General features: G+C 67.6%; 19 protein-coding genes. 16 read left to right on the forward strand and 3 right to left on the reverse strand.

The features are described from left to right. Nucleotides 1-811 (forward strand): lytic transglycosylase domain-containing protein (locus NBV68_RS11440; protein WP_296309981.1); only part of this gene is annotated, 811 nt, incomplete at its 5' end. A 7-nt stretch (nucleotides 812-818) separates the two neighbouring features. After that, nucleotides 819-1298, forward strand: coding sequence for a transcription elongation factor GreB (gene greB / locus NBV68_RS11445; RefSeq protein ID WP_296309983.1), 480 nt, complete (start codon nucleotides 819-821; stop codon nucleotides 1296-1298). Here the strand turns inward: greB and NBV68_RS11450 are convergent. Further along, nucleotides 1289-1840: an RNA 2'-phosphotransferase gene (locus tag NBV68_RS11450; protein WP_296309984.1), complete on the reverse strand. Its 552-nt coding sequence runs from the start codon at nucleotides 1838-1840 to the stop codon at nucleotides 1289-1291. The genes greB and NBV68_RS11450 overlap by 10 nt on opposite strands. Nucleotides 1841-1888: 48 nt before the next feature. Here NBV68_RS11450 and NBV68_RS11455 point away from each other — a divergent pair, with 48 nt between their 5' ends. From NBV68_RS11455 to NBV68_RS11505, 11 genes are all read left to right on the forward strand, one after another. After that, nucleotides 1889-2365, forward strand: a complete 477-nt coding sequence (locus NBV68_RS11455; protein WP_296309986.1) for a hypothetical protein — start codon at nucleotides 1889-1891, stop codon at nucleotides 2363-2365. A gap of 40 nt (nucleotides 2366-2405) precedes the next feature. After that, nucleotides 2406-3677 carry a 23S rRNA (adenine(2503)-C(2))-methyltransferase RlmN gene (gene rlmN / locus NBV68_RS11460; protein ID WP_296309988.1) on the forward strand — a complete coding sequence of 424 codons (1272 nt, stop codon included), beginning with the start codon at nucleotides 2406-2408 and terminating at the stop codon, nucleotides 3675-3677. Nucleotides 3678-3705: 28 nt separating this feature from the next. Then, complete coding sequence (locus tag NBV68_RS11465) at nucleotides 3706-4272, forward strand: hypothetical protein (protein ID WP_296309990.1); 567 nt, start codon at nucleotides 3706-3708, stop codon at nucleotides 4270-4272. Then, on the forward strand, nucleotides 4272-4973 hold the full coding sequence (locus NBV68_RS11470; RefSeq protein WP_296309991.1) for a hypothetical protein: 702 nt from the start codon (nucleotides 4272-4274) through the stop codon (nucleotides 4971-4973). The genes NBV68_RS11465 and NBV68_RS11470 overlap by 1 nt, the downstream gene beginning before the upstream one ends. 19 nt (nucleotides 4974-4992) lie before the next feature. After that, complete coding sequence (locus NBV68_RS11475) at nucleotides 4993-5598, forward strand: class I SAM-dependent methyltransferase (RefSeq protein ID WP_296309993.1); 606 nt, start codon at nucleotides 4993-4995, stop codon at nucleotides 5596-5598. Continuing rightward, the gene (locus tag NBV68_RS11480; RefSeq protein ID WP_296309995.1) at nucleotides 5595-6236 is read left to right on the forward strand and encodes an MOSC domain-containing protein; all 642 of its coding nucleotides are present in this window, start codon (nucleotides 5595-5597) and stop codon (nucleotides 6234-6236) included. The genes NBV68_RS11475 and NBV68_RS11480 overlap by 4 nt, the downstream gene beginning before the upstream one ends. Before the next feature lie 134 nt (nucleotides 6237-6370). Continuing rightward, entirely contained in the window at nucleotides 6371-6835 is a 465-nt protein-coding gene (locus NBV68_RS11485) for a glycine zipper 2TM domain-containing protein (RefSeq protein WP_296309997.1), read from the forward strand. 128 nt (nucleotides 6836-6963) lie between these two features. Continuing rightward, nucleotides 6964-7335 (forward strand): glycine zipper 2TM domain-containing protein, encoded by a 372-nt coding sequence (locus tag NBV68_RS11490; RefSeq protein ID WP_296309998.1) that lies wholly within the window; start codon nucleotides 6964-6966, stop codon nucleotides 7333-7335. 68 nt (nucleotides 7336-7403) lie between these two features. Continuing rightward, nucleotides 7404-8210: an SDR family oxidoreductase gene (locus NBV68_RS11495; protein WP_296309999.1), complete on the forward strand. Its 807-nt coding sequence runs from the start codon at nucleotides 7404-7406 to the stop codon at nucleotides 8208-8210. Continuing rightward, complete coding sequence (locus NBV68_RS11500; RefSeq protein WP_296310001.1) at nucleotides 8207-8935, forward strand: cytochrome b/b6 domain-containing protein; 729 nt, start codon at nucleotides 8207-8209, stop codon at nucleotides 8933-8935. The genes NBV68_RS11495 and NBV68_RS11500 overlap by 4 nt, the downstream gene beginning before the upstream one ends. Beyond that, nucleotides 8928-9677, forward strand: coding sequence for a molybdopterin-dependent oxidoreductase (locus tag NBV68_RS11505; protein ID WP_296310003.1), 750 nt, complete (start codon nucleotides 8928-8930; stop codon nucleotides 9675-9677). Before NBV68_RS11500 ends, NBV68_RS11505 begins: the two co-directional genes overlap by 8 nt. Here NBV68_RS11505 and NBV68_RS11510 read toward each other — a convergent pair. Further along, nucleotides 9674-10114 (reverse strand): DUF1801 domain-containing protein, encoded by a 441-nt coding sequence (locus tag NBV68_RS11510; RefSeq protein WP_296310004.1) that lies wholly within the window; start codon nucleotides 10112-10114, stop codon nucleotides 9674-9676. The two genes, NBV68_RS11505 and NBV68_RS11510, sit on opposite strands and share 4 nt — an antisense overlap. 87 nt (nucleotides 10115-10201) lie before the next feature. On the opposite strand from NBV68_RS11510, the gene NBV68_RS11515 reads away from it, so the two are divergent. Together NBV68_RS11515 and NBV68_RS11520 are read left to right on the forward strand one after the other, a co-directional pair. Next, nucleotides 10202-11428, forward strand: a complete 1227-nt coding sequence (locus NBV68_RS11515) for a cyclopropane-fatty-acyl-phospholipid synthase family protein (protein ID WP_296310005.1) — start codon at nucleotides 10202-10204, stop codon at nucleotides 11426-11428. A 113-nt stretch (nucleotides 11429-11541) separates the two neighbouring features. Beyond that, nucleotides 11542-11991, forward strand: a complete 450-nt coding sequence (locus NBV68_RS11520; RefSeq protein WP_296310006.1) for a hypothetical protein — start codon at nucleotides 11542-11544, stop codon at nucleotides 11989-11991. On the opposite strand, the gene NBV68_RS11525 is transcribed toward NBV68_RS11520, so the two are convergent. Beyond that, nucleotides 11988-13349, reverse strand: coding sequence for an acyltransferase (locus NBV68_RS11525; protein ID WP_296310008.1), 1362 nt, complete (start codon nucleotides 13347-13349; stop codon nucleotides 11988-11990). The genes NBV68_RS11520 and NBV68_RS11525 overlap by 4 nt on opposite strands. Before the next feature lie 176 nt (nucleotides 13350-13525). Here NBV68_RS11525 and NBV68_RS11530 point away from each other — a divergent pair. Beyond that, on the forward strand, nucleotides 13526-14009 hold a 484-nt coding region (locus tag NBV68_RS11530; RefSeq protein ID WP_296310011.1), incomplete at its 3' end, for an argininosuccinate synthase domain-containing protein.

A 14009-nucleotide genomic window follows, 5' to 3' on the forward strand; every position in this document is an offset into this window, starting at 1 on the left:
ACTGTCCTTAAGCGCGCTCGGCCGCCCGATGCCCACGTTTGCAGGCTTGCCGCAGCCGGCGATGGACGCCTCGGTCCGTGCCGAGTTCGAGACGCGCCCCGTCGTTCAGGCGATCCGCGCCCTCGCCAAGAACCGCCGCGACTGGCGCACCGAGCGCCGCTTCTTCGAGGCGCTGGGCGACGAGGCCGATACCCCCACCGAAATGCTGATGGCAGGCATGCTCGCGCGCGAGACCGGGCTTGACGAGCTGGCGGTGGTGCTCGGCCTCAAGATGGGCGAGACGGGGCTCTCGGGCCTCGAGCGGATCGGCTTCCCCACCGTCGCCACGCCGCCTGCGGTCAATGACTGGGTGATGGTCCACGCCATCGGCCGCCAGGAAAGCGAGTTCGACCGCACCCGCGAGAGCCATGCCGGCGCGCGCGGGATCATGCAGCTGATGCCGGGCACTGCGCGCGAGCAGGCGGGCAAGATCGGCGTCCAGTATCTCTCGGCCGACCTCACCGCCGCGCCGCTCTACAATATCCAGCTGGGCGATGCCTATTTCGCGCGGATGCTGAGCTATTACGGCGGCTCCTACCCGCTCGCGATCGGGGCCTATAACGCCGGGCCGGGGCGGGTGAACCAGTGGCTGCGCGCCAATGGCGACCCGCGCCGCGGTGAGATCGACTGGGTGACCTGGATCGAGAAGATCCCCGCCAATTTCGAGACGCGCTATTACGTGATGCGCGTGATCGGCAATGCGGTGACCTATTCGCACATGTATCCCGAACAGGCGGGCCTGCCGCGCACCGTCGATACCTTCCTGCGCTGATTGCCCTATGAAACCGGCGGGGCCTCCGATCACGCCTGCGGGAATGGCGGCCTTGAAGGCGCGCTATGACCATCTGCTCGGCACCGAGCGCCCGGCGATCGTCGAGATCGTCAGCTGGGCGGCGGGCAATGGCGACCGCAGCGAGAACGGCGACTATCTCTACGGCCGCAAGAAGATGCGCGAGATCGACCGCGAACTGGCGCATCTGATCAAGCGGATGAAGGCCTTGCGGGTGGTCGATCCGGCGGCACAGGTCGACCGCTCCCGCGTGTTCTTCGGCGCGCGCGTCACCATCGCCGACGAGGACGAGAACCGGCAGACCGTCCAGCTGGTGGGCGATGACGAGCAGGACGCCGGTGCGGGCCTGATCGGCTGGAACTCCCCGATGGCGCGCGCGCTGCGCGGTGCGTCAGTCGGGGATTCGCGCGTCGTCAGCCTCCCCTCGGGCACGCGCGAGTGGGAAGTGATGAGTATCGCCTACGACTGATCCTTGCACGCGAGGTAACGGGGCGGAACATGGTCGGTCAGCCACACGCCGTTGGTTGAGAGGGCGAAGGCGTGGCCGTCCGCCGCCATCCGCCCGGCTGCCACCGTCAGGATCACCGCCTCCGCCCGCCGCGCGCCGACCTTCATTGCCGTTTCGAAATCGGCGGAAAGATGCACGTGGTGGCGCTGCTGCTTCGTAAGCCCCTCGCGCATGATCGCTGCCAGAAACCGCTCGACCGTGCCGTGATAGAGCACCGCAGGGGGCGCCGCGGCCTCCCAGCTGCCCTCGACCTCAACCGAATGGCCCTGCCGCGCGCGGATGCGGCTGCGGTCATCGGACAGCTCGAACCGGCGCTTGTCGTTCTCCTCGACGACGGCGTGCAGCACTGCTTCGGAGGTCGCAAGCCCCTCTCGCGCCAAGGCGGCGAGCACATCCGCGACCGTTGCCCAGCCCGCGGGATCGAGGGTCAGCCCGCCCTGCTCGGGCGCGTGCCGCAGCCAGTAGGACAGGGCGCGCGAGCGCTTGGCGAGTTCCTTCGACATGACCAAGCGCTGTTGCAAATTCGCTGCCCTTGGGCAATCGCTTCGCCGATGATCGCCCGCCTGCCGGTTCTCGCCCTTCTTGCCCTCACCGCCTCGCCTCTGGCGGCGCGCGAGAGCCTTGGGGTCTATGAAAGCTGGGCGGCGTTCAAGGATGCCTCGCCCGCGCGCTGCTATGCCATTGCCAAGGCGCAGGCGAAGACCGCGGCCCCCGCCTATGCGACCGTCTCGCTGTGGCCCGACAGGGGGGTGCGTGGAAGCGTGCATCTGGTGCTCAGCCGCGAGGTTGCCGACACCGGAGCAAAAGGGGCCCGCCTCCGGCTCGCCGTGGGCGACAAGCGCTTCGATCTTGTCGCCAAGGGGCGCAATGCCTGGGCTGCCGATGCGCGCGGGGACGCGGCGATTGTCGCCGCGATGCGCTCAGGCACCCGGATGAGCGTGTCGGGCAGAGGCTTTACCGACCGCTACACACTCGCGGGCGCAGCGACTGCCATCGACGCGGCCACCGTGGGGTGTGCGAAGCGCTGACTCGCCAAACCGGCGAACCCGCACTATATGGCCGCCACCCATGGCCGATACCGCACTCATGACCATCCCGGGCCTCGTCGACCCGGTGCCCGCCGCGCGCGACATCACGCCGCGTGCCGACGGCCGCGTCGACCTGATCGGCCTCCCCCGCCCGCGCATCCGCGAACTGTTCGCCGAGGCCGGGCTCGACGCCAAGGCCGCCAAGCTGCGCGCCAAGCAGGTGTTCCACTGGCTCTACCACCGCGGGGTCACCGATTTCGAGGCGATGACCGACATCGCCAAGCCGATGCGCCCGTGGCTTGCCGAGCGCTTCGTGATCGGCCGCCCGGATGTGGTCGAGGCCCAGCATTCGGTCGACGGCACCCGCAAGTGGCTGCTGCGCACCGCCGACGGCCATGATTTCGAGATGGTCTTCATCCCCGACGAGACGCGCGGCACGCTGTGCGTCTCCAGCCAAGTGGGCTGCACCCTCACCTGCTCCTTCTGCCACACCGGCACGATGCGGCTGGTGCGCAACCTTACCCCCGGCGAGATCGTCGGCCAGGTGATGCTCGCCCGCGACGCGCTGGGCGAATGGCCGCGCGGCACCATGATCAGCGATGCCGACGTGATCGACGAGGATGACGAGGCGGGGCACTACACCGCCGACGGGCGCCTGCTCACCAACATCGTGATGATGGGCATGGGCGAGCCGCTCTACAATTTCGATCACGTTCGCGATGCCTTGAAGCTGGTGATGGACGGCGACGGCCTCGCCCTCTCCAAGCGCCGCATCACGCTGTCGACCAGCGGCGTCATCCCGATGATGGAGCGCTGCGGCGAGGAGATCGGAGTGAACCTCGCGGTGTCCCTGCACGGCGTGCGCAAGGAGGTGCGCGACGAGCTGGTGCCCTTGAACAAGAAATACGGCATCGAGGACCTCTTGCAGGCCTGCGCCGACTACCCCGGCGCGTCGAACGCGCGGCGCATCACGTTTGAATATGTGATGATCCGGGACAAGAACGACAGTGACGACGACGCGCGCGAGCTCGTCCGCCTGCTGCGCCAGTTCAACCTGCCGGCCAAGGTCAACCTCATCCCCTTCAACCCCTGGCCCGGCGCAGGTTATGAAACCTCCACGCCCGAGCGCATCCGCCGCTTCTCCGAGATCGTCTTCGAGGGTGGCTTCTCTGCCCCGGTGCGCACCCCGCGCGGGCGCGACATCGACGCGGCTTGCGGACAGTTGAAGACCGCCGCCGAGAAGAAGTCCCGCGCCCAGCGTGACCGCGAGGCTGCCGCTGCCGCGATTGACGCTCCTGCCGCACAGGCGTAGTTTCCCGCGCAGCCTAGGGAGGATCGGCGTGGCAATTTCTGCATCGAGGTTCGCGGCTCTGACCGCCCTTGCGGCACTTGTGGCCGCCCCGCTGCCTGCCGAAGCCCAGTTCGGCGGCATTCTGGGCAGCGGCAAACGCGGCGCCGACAAGGCCGAAGCCTGCGGCAAGGGCAAGAAGGGCGACAAGGGACGCGGGATCATCGGCGGCATGCTCGGCGGGGCGGTCGACCAGCTGGCGCGCTCGGCCAACCTGCCCTCTTTCGTGCCGGTGCCCGAGTTCTCCGACCAGATCACCGAAAGCATCGCCTGCAAGCTCGATCCCGAGGAGCAGAAGCAGGCCGCCGAAGCGACGCTCACCGCCACCCGCACCGAAGACGCCGCCGCACGGCCCGAAGTCGGCACAAGCGCGCAGTGGACCTCGGCCTCGCGCGAGAATGTCAGCGGAACCTCGACCGTCACGGGCCGCGACAATGCGGGCGGCCAGCGCGATTGCATCACCGTCACAGACGTGGTGATCGTCGAAGGCGAGGAAACCCGCGCCGAAAAGCGCATGTGCCGCGCTCCGGGGTCGGCGCGCTATTCGATCATCGCGTGATGCGCTGCCCGGCCGCACTGGCCGCGCTTGCGCTGCTGACCGGCGCCGCCCCGCCGATGGACGCTGACAATCCGACCTGCCCGGCCGATCCTGACTTCGGCCCCAGGACCGCGATGACTCTCACCCCGGCTGACCGGGACGGCAAGCGCGTGCTGCTGGCTGAAGGCGCGATAGACTCCACCCTCCCCAAGCGCCTCAAGGCCGCGATCGAGGCCGACGAGCGGATCGAGGAAGTGTGGCTGCGCAGCCGCGGCGGCAATGCGCGGGCGGGCAACGAGGCAGGCAAGATCATCCGCTCCTATCGCGGGATGCTCACCCGCGTGCCCGCCGGCTGGGCGTGCTTTTCGGCCTGCAATTTCGTGTTCATGGGCGGCGACCGCCGGGTGGTCGACGAGGGCGGCGTGTTCATGGTCCACATGTTCACCCACACCGGCGACCGCGCCGCCATCGATGACGTGGTCATCGAGGGCAGCAAGGCCACCACAGAATATATCGCCAGCATCGAACAATCCTCGGCCCTTCTGGCGAGCGAGGACAATGATTTCCTGATCCGCATGGGAATCAGCCGCAAGCTCCTGACCGACATCATGTACCGGCAGCAGGCGGTGAAGAGCGAGGATAACCCCTCGACCCGCTATTGCCTGAGTCAGGCCGAGGTGCGCGAGTACAATGTGATGCCGCTCGAGAAGTCGGCGTCCTGACCGCCCCTGTGATATTGGCGTGAGCACGGACCCCGACACCATCGCCTTCTATCAGGCACGCGCGCCGCACTGGGTGTTCCACTCGGGCGAAGCGCATAGCCACCAGCTCGACGCTTTTCTTGATCGTCTGCCCACGGGGAGCGCCGTGCTCGAACTCGGCTGCGGCGGCGGGCGCGATGCCGACCATATCCGCAAGCGCGGCTTCATCATCGACGCCACCGACGCCACCCCCGCCCTCGTCAAGCGCGCCAACGAGGCCTTCGCGCTCGGCGCGCGGGTAATGGCCTTCCACGAACTCGATACGCAAGCCGCCTATGGTGGTGTCTGGGCCCATGCGAGCCTGCTGCATTGCCCCCGCGAGGCGCTGCCCGATGTGCTCGCCCGGATCCACCGCGCCCTGCTGCCGGGGGGCTGGTTCTTCTCCAGTTACAAGCTGGGCGACGGGGCCAATCCCGGTGAGGGCCGCGATCTGCTGGGCCGGTTGCACAATTTCCCCACGCCCGAATGGCTGCTGACCGCCTACGCCTCGGCCGGTTTCACCATCGAGTCGCACGCGAACTACGCCGGCAAGGCCAGCGACGGGACGCAGCGCGACTGGATCGATCTTATCGTGAGCAAACCATGACCCGCTGGACCATCGAGGCCGTCTGCGCCGGCACAGCCCGCCCCTTCAACGGCGTAGAATTGAGCGCGATCCAGAAGCGCCCACAGGACGGCCCCGTGCAGATCCATGCCGAGGGTCTCGCCCCCGACGAGCAGGCCGACCGCCGCGTCCACGGCGGGCCCGAGATGGCGCTCCACCTTTACCCGCTCGATCACCATGACTGGTGGAGGGGCGAGATCGGCGCCTCCCCGCTGCTGGACGAGCCCGGCGGCTTCGGCTCGAACCTCGCGGTGCGCGGGCTCACCGAAAGCCAAGTCCATATCGGCGACCGCTTCCTGCTTGGAACCGCGCTGATCGAGGTCAGCCAGCCGCGCCAGCCGTGCTGGAAGATCGAGCACCGATTCGGCCACAAGGGCATGGTCGCCGCGATCATCCGGACGGGCCGCTGCGGCTGGTATTTCCGCGTGATCGAACCCGGCGAGGTCGCCGCGGGCGAATCGCTCGAACGCGTGGCTATCGGCGCGGCCGAATGGAGCGTCGCGCGGGTGTTCCGCGCGCTGGTCGCGGGCAAGGCCACGCCGGAAGAACGCGCCGCGCTCGCCGCGCTCGCGCCGCTCAGCCCGAAACTGCGCGAAAAAGCAGCAGCTTCGCAGCGATAGTCCCCTTTTTGGCAAGGGGGCGGGAATAGGCGCCGAACCTGAACCGTTTCCCCACTGTATCGTTCATACAGCGTTCGAGTTTGATGAACGATAACAGCGAGGCTCCATCGGGGAGCCGCCACAAGGACACGGACATGAAACATCTCGCCCTCCTCGCCGCCGCCGGTTCGATGGCTGCCTTCGCCGCTCCGGCCCAGGCTGCCGAGTTGCCCGGTGCCCCCTCGCCGCTATTTGCCGGCTACCACACCGCGCCTGCCGACTACGCGCCCGTCTCGGCCTATGGCGATGACGACTGGGACGACCGCCGCGACTGGCGCCGCGACCGCCGCGACTGGCGCGGTGACCGCCGCGATCGCCGCGACTGGGAGCGCGATCGCCGCCTGAGCCGCAACGACCGCGTGTGGCGCGGTCAGGATGGCCGCTACCACTGCCGCCGCGATGACGGCACCACCGGTCTGGTGATCGGCGCGGTCGGCGGTGCCCTTTTGGGCCGCACCATCGACACCCGCGGCGACCGCTCGCTCGGCACGCTGCTCGGCGCGATCGGTGGCGGTCTGCTCGGCCGCGAGGTCGACCGCGGCGAAGCGCGCTGCCGTTAACACCGGTCGAAAGCGGGCGGGCATCCGGCGCTCCGGATGCCCGCCCCGTCGCCCGCCCCCTTCCCTCGCTGGCGGGGCAATGCCAGCCACACCCTTGCGAACGCAGGCAAACCGAAAGGAGAACTGCCGTGAAGAAAATCGCTCTCATCCTCGCTGCCGGAGCCATGACCCTGCCGATGGCGACCCCCGCGATGGCCGATCCCCCGCGCCACGCCAAGGCATGGGGCAAACGCGGCAAGGACCGCATCTATGATGATCGCGGCCGCTATTACGAGCCGCGCCGCCTCAGCCGCAGCGACCGGATCTGGCGTGATGGTGACCGCTACTATTGCCGCCGCGACAACGGGACTACGGGTCTCGTGATCGGTGCCGGGGTCGGCGCGCTGCTTGGGCGCACCATCGACACCCGCGGCGACCGCACGGTCGGCACCCTGCTCGGCGCGATCGGCGGCGGCCTCATTGGCCGCGAGATCGACCGCGGGGAGCTGCGCTGCCGCTAAGCCTCCCATTGGGCGCGCGGCCCTCTCGCCGATTGAAGCGCGCCGCCCCGCCTGTTAGCGCTGCTGTCATGCCCCTCTCCCCCGACAGCAGCGCACCCTCCCCTCGCCCCGCCGTCCTCGTGACCGGCGGGGCGACCCGTATCGGCGCTGCGATCGTGCGCCGCTTTGCCTCCGCCGGATGGCACACGGTGATCCATTACCGGAGCTCGGCCGTCGCCGCCGAGGCGCTCGCAGCAACGCTCCCCAGCGCCGAGACGCTTCGCTTCGACCTTGCCGATGATGACGCCGCGCTCGCGGCTGTCACCGCGCTCGCCGCGCGGCTTCCCGGCTGGCGCTGCCTCGTCAATTCAGCCTCAATTTTCGATTATGATCCTGTAACCGCGCTTGACCCGGCGACGAACCGGGCTGCGATGCAGATCAACGCGCTTGCCCCGGCCCGCCTTGCACAAGGCTTCATCGCGCTCACCGCGGGGCGGCCGGGCGTGCGCAGCGTGATCAACGTCACAGACATGAAAATTGAAAATACGAACCCCGATTTTTTCAGTTACACCATGTCCAAACACGCGCTGGCAGCCACCATCGGCATGCTGGCCAAGGGGAATTGGAATGGCGACGTCAGGGCCTATGGCCTTGCGCCCGGCGCCGTGCTGGCGAGCCACGACCAGCGCGAGGAGGAGACCGAGATTTCACACCGGATGAACCTCCTGGCTCGCAAGACCGGGTCTGACGAGATCGCCGATGCGGCGCTGTTCCTGGCGAGCGGTGCGCTGGCCAGCGGACAGAGTCTGTTCATCGACAGCGGCCAGCACCTGATGGACCAGCCGCGCGACGTGATCTGGCTTGCCCGCGAGCATGCTGAGGGGGGATCTGCATGAAGAAGCATTCGCTTTCGACACGGCTGTGGCACTGGGTGAACGCGATCGCGATCATCGTGCTGTTCATGACCGGGCTCAACATCTCCAACGCCCACCGACACCTTTATTGGGGCCATTACGGCTTCGATGCGGGCGACGCCTGGCTCCACGTGATCCGCTTCCCCGGATGGGCGACGATCCCCGGGCACTACAACCTCGCCGTGGCCCGCGACTGGCACATCACCATGGCCTGGCCGTTCGGGCTGGGGGTGCTGTTCATCTGGGTGGCGATGCTCTGGAACGGCCATTTCCGCCGCAACCTTATGACCGCGCCGAAGGACTGGACCCCCGGTGCGGTGATCGCCTCGCTGAAGGCGCACTCGGGGCCGGGCGCCGGGCATGCCCATGGCTACAACCCGGTCCAGAAAATCCTCTACGGCGGCGTGTTCGGCGTGCTCTTGCCGATGATGCTGCTCACCGGCCTTGCAATCAGCCCCGGGGTGTCGGGCTTCGCGCCGTGGCTGGTCGACGTGTTCGGCGGCCGCCAGAGCGCGCGCTCGCTCCACTTCATCGCTGCCTGGGGGATCTTCGGCTTCTTCGTGATCCACATCCTTCTCGCGCTCACCGATTGGCGGCTGATCCTCGAGATGTTCACCGGCGGCAAGCGCGTGGGCGCCGCCCCGCCCACTCCTCCCCAGCCCGAACCAGCCCCCGCCGCCGAAGAAGGAGCGCCTGCTCATGGTTGACCTGCCGCGCCGTTCGCTGCTTGCCGGGATCGCCGCTCTGGGCGCCTCGGCCTGCGCCAAGATCAACGACAGCGAGGCTGCCGGCAGCCTGTTCAAGGCGGCCGAGGACGGGCACCGCGTCCTACACCGCGCGCTTGCGGGCAAGCAGGGGCTCGCCAAGGAATTCCGCCCCGACCAGCGCTCGCCGACCTTCCGCGGCAATGGCTCGGTGACGGTCGCCGATCCCTTCTATCAGGAGCAACTCGCCAAGGGCTTTCCCGACTGGAAGCTCGAAGTGCGCGGGCTGGTCGAAAAGCCGCTGGCGCTCGGCCTTGCCGACCTCAAGGCCCTGCCCCAGCGCATCCAGATCACCCGCCACGACTGTGTCGAGGGCTGGAGCGCGATTGGTGAGTGGCAGGGGGTGCAGCTTGGTGCGCTGCTCGATGCTGCCAAGGTGAAGGAGAGCGCGAAGTTCATCGTCTTCCGCTGCGCCGACACGCTCTACGGGCGCGACTATTACGAGAGTATCGACATGGTCGATGCCTATCACCCGCAGACGATCATCGCCCATTCGCTCAATAGCGAGCCCCTGCCCGAGAAGAACGGGGCTCCCTTGCGCATGCGGATCGAGCGCCAGCTCGGCTACAAGCAGGCCAAGTATGTGAAGGCGATCGAGGCGGTCACCAGCTTTGCCCAGATCGGCCAAGGCGGCGGCGGGTTCTGGGAGGATGTCGCCGGCTACCAGTGGTATGCCGGGGTCTAGCTCTCCGGGAACAGCCGCTGCATCGCGGCCCAGTCAGCAGCGATGATCTCCTCCAGCACGGCGAGGTCGATGTCGGCCAGCTTGTTCACATAGAGGCAGCTCTTGCCGGTTGCATACTTGCCCAGCCGCGTCAGTTTCTCATCGCGTCCCGAGCCGGTGACGGGATCGCAATAGCCGCCCATGAAGTAGAGCGAATGCTTGGCCTTCCTCGGCGAAAAGCCCGCACGCATCCAGTGCACATCGCGGCCACTATCATAGGTTGTGGAATATTCGCCGTAGCCAATGATCGTCGGCCCCCACATCTTCGGCGCCGCGCCGGTCACCTTGCGGAACAGGGCATCGAGCACCCGAGCGTCCTCGCGCTTGGCCGGCGGCTCGACGCTCGCGATGAACGCTTCGACCTCAACCGCGGTAATCGTCGTCTTCGCTTCGGCCATCCGCCCCGCCCTGCCACAAGTCCATGATATTGCGAAAGCCGCCTCTCCGGCTAAGCTTACCCTCGAAGCATCCTAGAAAGGAGCATCATGAGCAAGCCTCTCCTTGACCGATTTCTGTCCCGTGCCGTCAGGCAGGGCCGCCTCGGCATCGTCTTTGCCGATGGCAGCGCGAGCACCTATGGCACCGCCGCCGAGGGCTTTCCCGAAATCGTTCTGCGCTTCACCGACAGCGCCGTGCCGCGCGACATCATCCTCGATCCCCGGCTCGGTGCGGCGGAGGCCTTCATCGACGGGCGGCTGCTGATCGTGGAGGGCGACGTGATGGGCCTCGTCAGCCTGCTCAGGATGAACGACCGCTGGGAACGCGGCGACAACAACCTGCGGCCGAGTGCACTGAAGCGGCTCGTCAACCGCGCGAGCTTCGCCGCCGAGCAGATCAACAACCGCGTGGGTTCGAAGAAGAACGTCGCGCACCACTACGACATCGGCAATGATCTCTACGCGCTGATGCTCGATCCCGAGCACTGGCAATATTCCTGCGCCTATTGGGGCGAGGGCGTCACGACGCTGGGCGAGGCGCAGGGGGCCAAGCTGCAGCACATCGCGAAGAAGCTGCACCTTTCGCCCGGGCAGGAGGTGCTCGACATCGGCTGCGGGTGGGGCGGGATGGCGATCCATCTGGCGCAGCGTCACAATGTCCACGTCACCGGCATCACCCTGTCGGAGGAACAGGCCACGCTCGCCCGTAGCCGCGTGCGCGAGGCGGGGGTGGCGGACAGGGTGACGATCCTGCTCGAGGATTACCGCGACACCGCCGCCTCGGGCCGCAAGTTCGACCGGATCGTTTCGGTCGGCATGTTCGAGCATGTCGGCCGCGCGCAGTTCGAGACCTTCTTCGAGGCCACCGCGCGGATGCTGGCCGAAGACGGGGTGATGCTGCTCCACACCATCGGCCGCTTCGGCAGCCCCGGCACCACCGACGCCTTCACCCGCAAGTACATCTTCCCCGGCGGCTATATCCCCGCCCTGTCGGAGACGGTGGCGGCGAGCGAGAAATTCCGCCTGATCGCAAGCGATGTAGAGACGCTGCGCCTCCACTATGCGCACACGATCCGCGCCTGGTATGCCAACTGCATGGAGCACCGCGAGAAGATCATCGCGCTTTATGACGAGAAGTTCTTCCGGATGTGGACCTTCTACCTCGCAGGCGCCGCGACCGTCTTCGAGCACGGGAGCATGGGCAATTACCAGATCCAGTACGTCCGCTCGCGCCGCGCGCTGCCGATCACGCGGGACTATCTGCTGAAGGGGTGAGGCTGGCCGCGCATTTTTTCGCGACCGCTGTCGAATCCGCGTGAGCGCGCGCGTCTTCCTGTTGCAAGCCCGGTGCACCTCTCGCGCCGGGCCGGACAGAAGGACCTAAGCGCATGACTACCCCTGCCTCTCCGCTTGCCGCCCCCTACCCACGCGCCGCGCGCATCGCCGCTCTGGCCGGATTGCTCTGGAGCCTGTTTGGCGCGTGGCAGTTCGTCCGCCAGACTTTCACCGACGAGGCAGGGCTGATCGCAGGGGGAATGACGCCCGAACAGGCGCAGCTCTATGCCGCATTGCCCGTATGGATGGCGGCGGTTTTCGCGATCGGCACGCTCGGCGGGGTGCTCGGCGCGGTGCTGCTGCTTGCGCAGCGGCGGGCGAGCATCGCGGTGCTGGCGGTATCGCTCGCCGCCTATCTCGCGCTATGGGCGGGGGATGCGCTGCTCGGGGTGTTTGCAGTCTTCGGCACACCGCAGGTAGTGGTGTTGAGCATCGTCGTGCTCGTCGCAGCGGGTCTGCTATGGCTCGCCCAGCGCCTCGCGGCGAAGGGCATGCTCGTCTAGCCCATCTCGTGCGCGCCGGGGCGCTGACGCGGGCGGTAGACGGGGCCGAAGCCCATCAGCGCCGCGCCGGCCAGCGGTAGCGCGATCACCCACCAGCGTATGCCGGAGAGCGAATCCGGGCTGGTGATGGTCAGCCCCGCAGTCGCGCCGAGGCCTGCGCAGATCGCCAGCACGCCGATGACGGCGCGCAGGCGCGGCACGGTTCGCCCGCCGCGCACGGGGCCGAAGCTGCGCTCGTGGCGCGCGAAGATGCCGATCAGCGGGAGCAGCGCGAAGATGTAGACAGCGATCCACACGGGCCGCGTCACCCACCACTCGCCCGTCCCTGGCACCGGACCGAGGCCCCAGCCCCCCAGCAAGAGCCAGTCGACCGTCATCACCAGCACGAAGGCGGTGAGGTGCCACAGGTAGACGGTCATGATCATCCCGTTCATCAGCACCGTCGCGGTCCAGAGGCTCACGTTCGCGAGCATCCGCCGCCCGGCACTCTCCAGCGCCAGCACCAGCCCCACCTGCACGCCGCCCAGCGCGAGCAGCGCCAGCGTCGGCGGTAGCGAGTTGGAGAAGCCTCCGGGCGCCGAGACCATCGCCACCGGATAGAAGCCGAACACGGTGATGTTCACGAGAATCGCCAGCGACACCGCGAAGAAGCCCCAGGCGAATAGCGGGCGCTCGAACTTGCCCGCCCGCCATGCAAAGCCAAGCTGGTGGATGGCGAGGAACACCCACAGGAAATTGGTGAAATTGACGTAAGGCACCTTGGCCGTGAAGGTCAGCCAGTCGGTCAGCATCGCAAGCGGCACGAACAATGCGACGCTGCCCCACCCGAGCCGGGTCCAGAGGCGCTGCGCCAGGGGCGTGAAGGCAGTCACCAGCAGGTAGACCGCAAGGAACCACACCGGGATCAGCGCGGCCTCGGTCGCCATGCGGATCTGGCTGCGCGGCAGGCCGACCTGGGTCATCACCACCGCCAGCCCCGCCCACAGCAGGAGCACCGGGAAGGTCGGCGTGATGAGGCGCTGCACCCGGCTCGCCAGCCAGTCGCGGTAGACGCCGGCTTGATCGGCGGCGGCCTTGCGCGTGGTCGCCTCCCAGCTCACCTGATTGGCATAGCCGCCGACGAGGAAGAACACCGGCATCACCTGGAAGCCCCAGGTGAGCCAATGCGCCCAGTCGGCCACCGATAGCAGATCGCCGCGCCGCAGCTCGCCCGCGGCATCAATGTAAAGCCCCGCCATCAGCCAGTGGCCGACCACCACAGCCATGATCGAGATCGCGCGCAGGAAATCGACCCAGCGGTTGCGCTCGGGCGGGGTCATCACCGCCAGCTCGCGCGCCTTGCTCCACATCCGCAGCATAATCCGACCCCTGTTTGCCCCACGCGTGGCATCGCCTTCGCGCACGGCTTATCAGGTAGTTCTTAGCAGCCGATTGCCAAGAGGCCGCTAGAACGGTGCGCAGGCCACAGCGCGATTGCCCCTTCGTCCCCACGCTGATAGGGGCGCGCGCAAGCATACCCAAGGAACCTCTCGCCATGCCCCAGAAAGTCGTCCTCGCCTATTCGGGCGGTCTCGATACCAGCGTCATCGCCAAGTGGCTGAGCGTGGAGCGCGGGCTCGAGGTGGTGACCTTCACCGCCGACCTCGGGCAAGGCGAGGAAATCGAACCCGCGCGCGCCAAGGCCCGGGCGATGGGCATTCCCGACGATCACATCTTCATCGAGGACGTGCGCGAGGAATTCGTCCGCGATTTCGTCTTCCCGATGATGCGCGCCAATGCCCGCTACGAAGGCGACTACCTGCTCGGCACCTCGATCGCGCGGCCGCTGATCTCCAAGCGCCTCGTCGAGATCGCGCACCAGACCGGCGCCGACTTCATCGCCCACGGCGCGACCGGCAAGGGCAATGACCAGGTGCGCTTCGAGCTCAGCGCCTATGCGCTCGACCCGGACATCAAGGTGATCGCCCCGTGGCGCGAATGGGATCTGACCAGTCGCACCGCGCTGATCGCCTGGGCCG

Source organism: Erythrobacter sp. (assembly GCF_023653175.1).
Classification (GTDB): Bacteria; Pseudomonadota; Alphaproteobacteria; order Sphingomonadales; family Sphingomonadaceae; genus Erythrobacter.

Coding starts and splice junctions, on each gene's coding strand:
- NBV68_RS11480 (WP_296309995.1), top strand. CDS start 5,595: ATGACCCGCTGGACCATCGAGGCCGTCTGCGCCGGCACAGCCCGCCCC.
- NBV68_RS11510 (WP_296310004.1), bottom strand. CDS start 10,114: ATGGCCGAAGCGAAGACGACGATTACCGCGGTTGAGGTCGAAGCGTTC.
- NBV68_RS11495 (WP_296309999.1), top strand. CDS start 7,404: ATGCCCCTCTCCCCCGACAGCAGCGCACCCTCCCCTCGCCCCGCCGTC.
- NBV68_RS11500 (WP_296310001.1), top strand. CDS start 8,207: ATGAAGAAGCATTCGCTTTCGACACGGCTGTGGCACTGGGTGAACGCG.
- NBV68_RS11485 (WP_296309997.1), top strand. CDS start 6,371: ATGAAACATCTCGCCCTCCTCGCCGCCGCCGGTTCGATGGCTGCCTTC.
- NBV68_RS11515 (WP_296310005.1), top strand. CDS start 10,202: ATGAGCAAGCCTCTCCTTGACCGATTTCTGTCCCGTGCCGTCAGGCAG.
- NBV68_RS11520 (WP_296310006.1), top strand. CDS start 11,542: ATGACTACCCCTGCCTCTCCGCTTGCCGCCCCCTACCCACGCGCCGCG.
- NBV68_RS11455 (WP_296309986.1), top strand. CDS start 1,889: ATGATCGCCCGCCTGCCGGTTCTCGCCCTTCTTGCCCTCACCGCCTCG.
- NBV68_RS11450 (WP_296309984.1), bottom strand. CDS start 1,840: ATGTCGAAGGAACTCGCCAAGCGCTCGCGCGCCCTGTCCTACTGGCTG.
- greB (WP_296309983.1), top strand. CDS start 819: ATGAAACCGGCGGGGCCTCCGATCACGCCTGCGGGAATGGCGGCCTTG.
- NBV68_RS11505 (WP_296310003.1), top strand. CDS start 8,928: ATGGTTGACCTGCCGCGCCGTTCGCTGCTTGCCGGGATCGCCGCTCTG.
- NBV68_RS11525 (WP_296310008.1), bottom strand. CDS start 13,349: ATGCTGCGGATGTGGAGCAAGGCGCGCGAGCTGGCGGTGATGACCCCG.
- NBV68_RS11470 (WP_296309991.1), top strand. CDS start 4,272: ATGCGCTGCCCGGCCGCACTGGCCGCGCTTGCGCTGCTGACCGGCGCC.
- rlmN (WP_296309988.1), top strand. CDS start 2,406: ATGGCCGATACCGCACTCATGACCATCCCGGGCCTCGTCGACCCGGTG.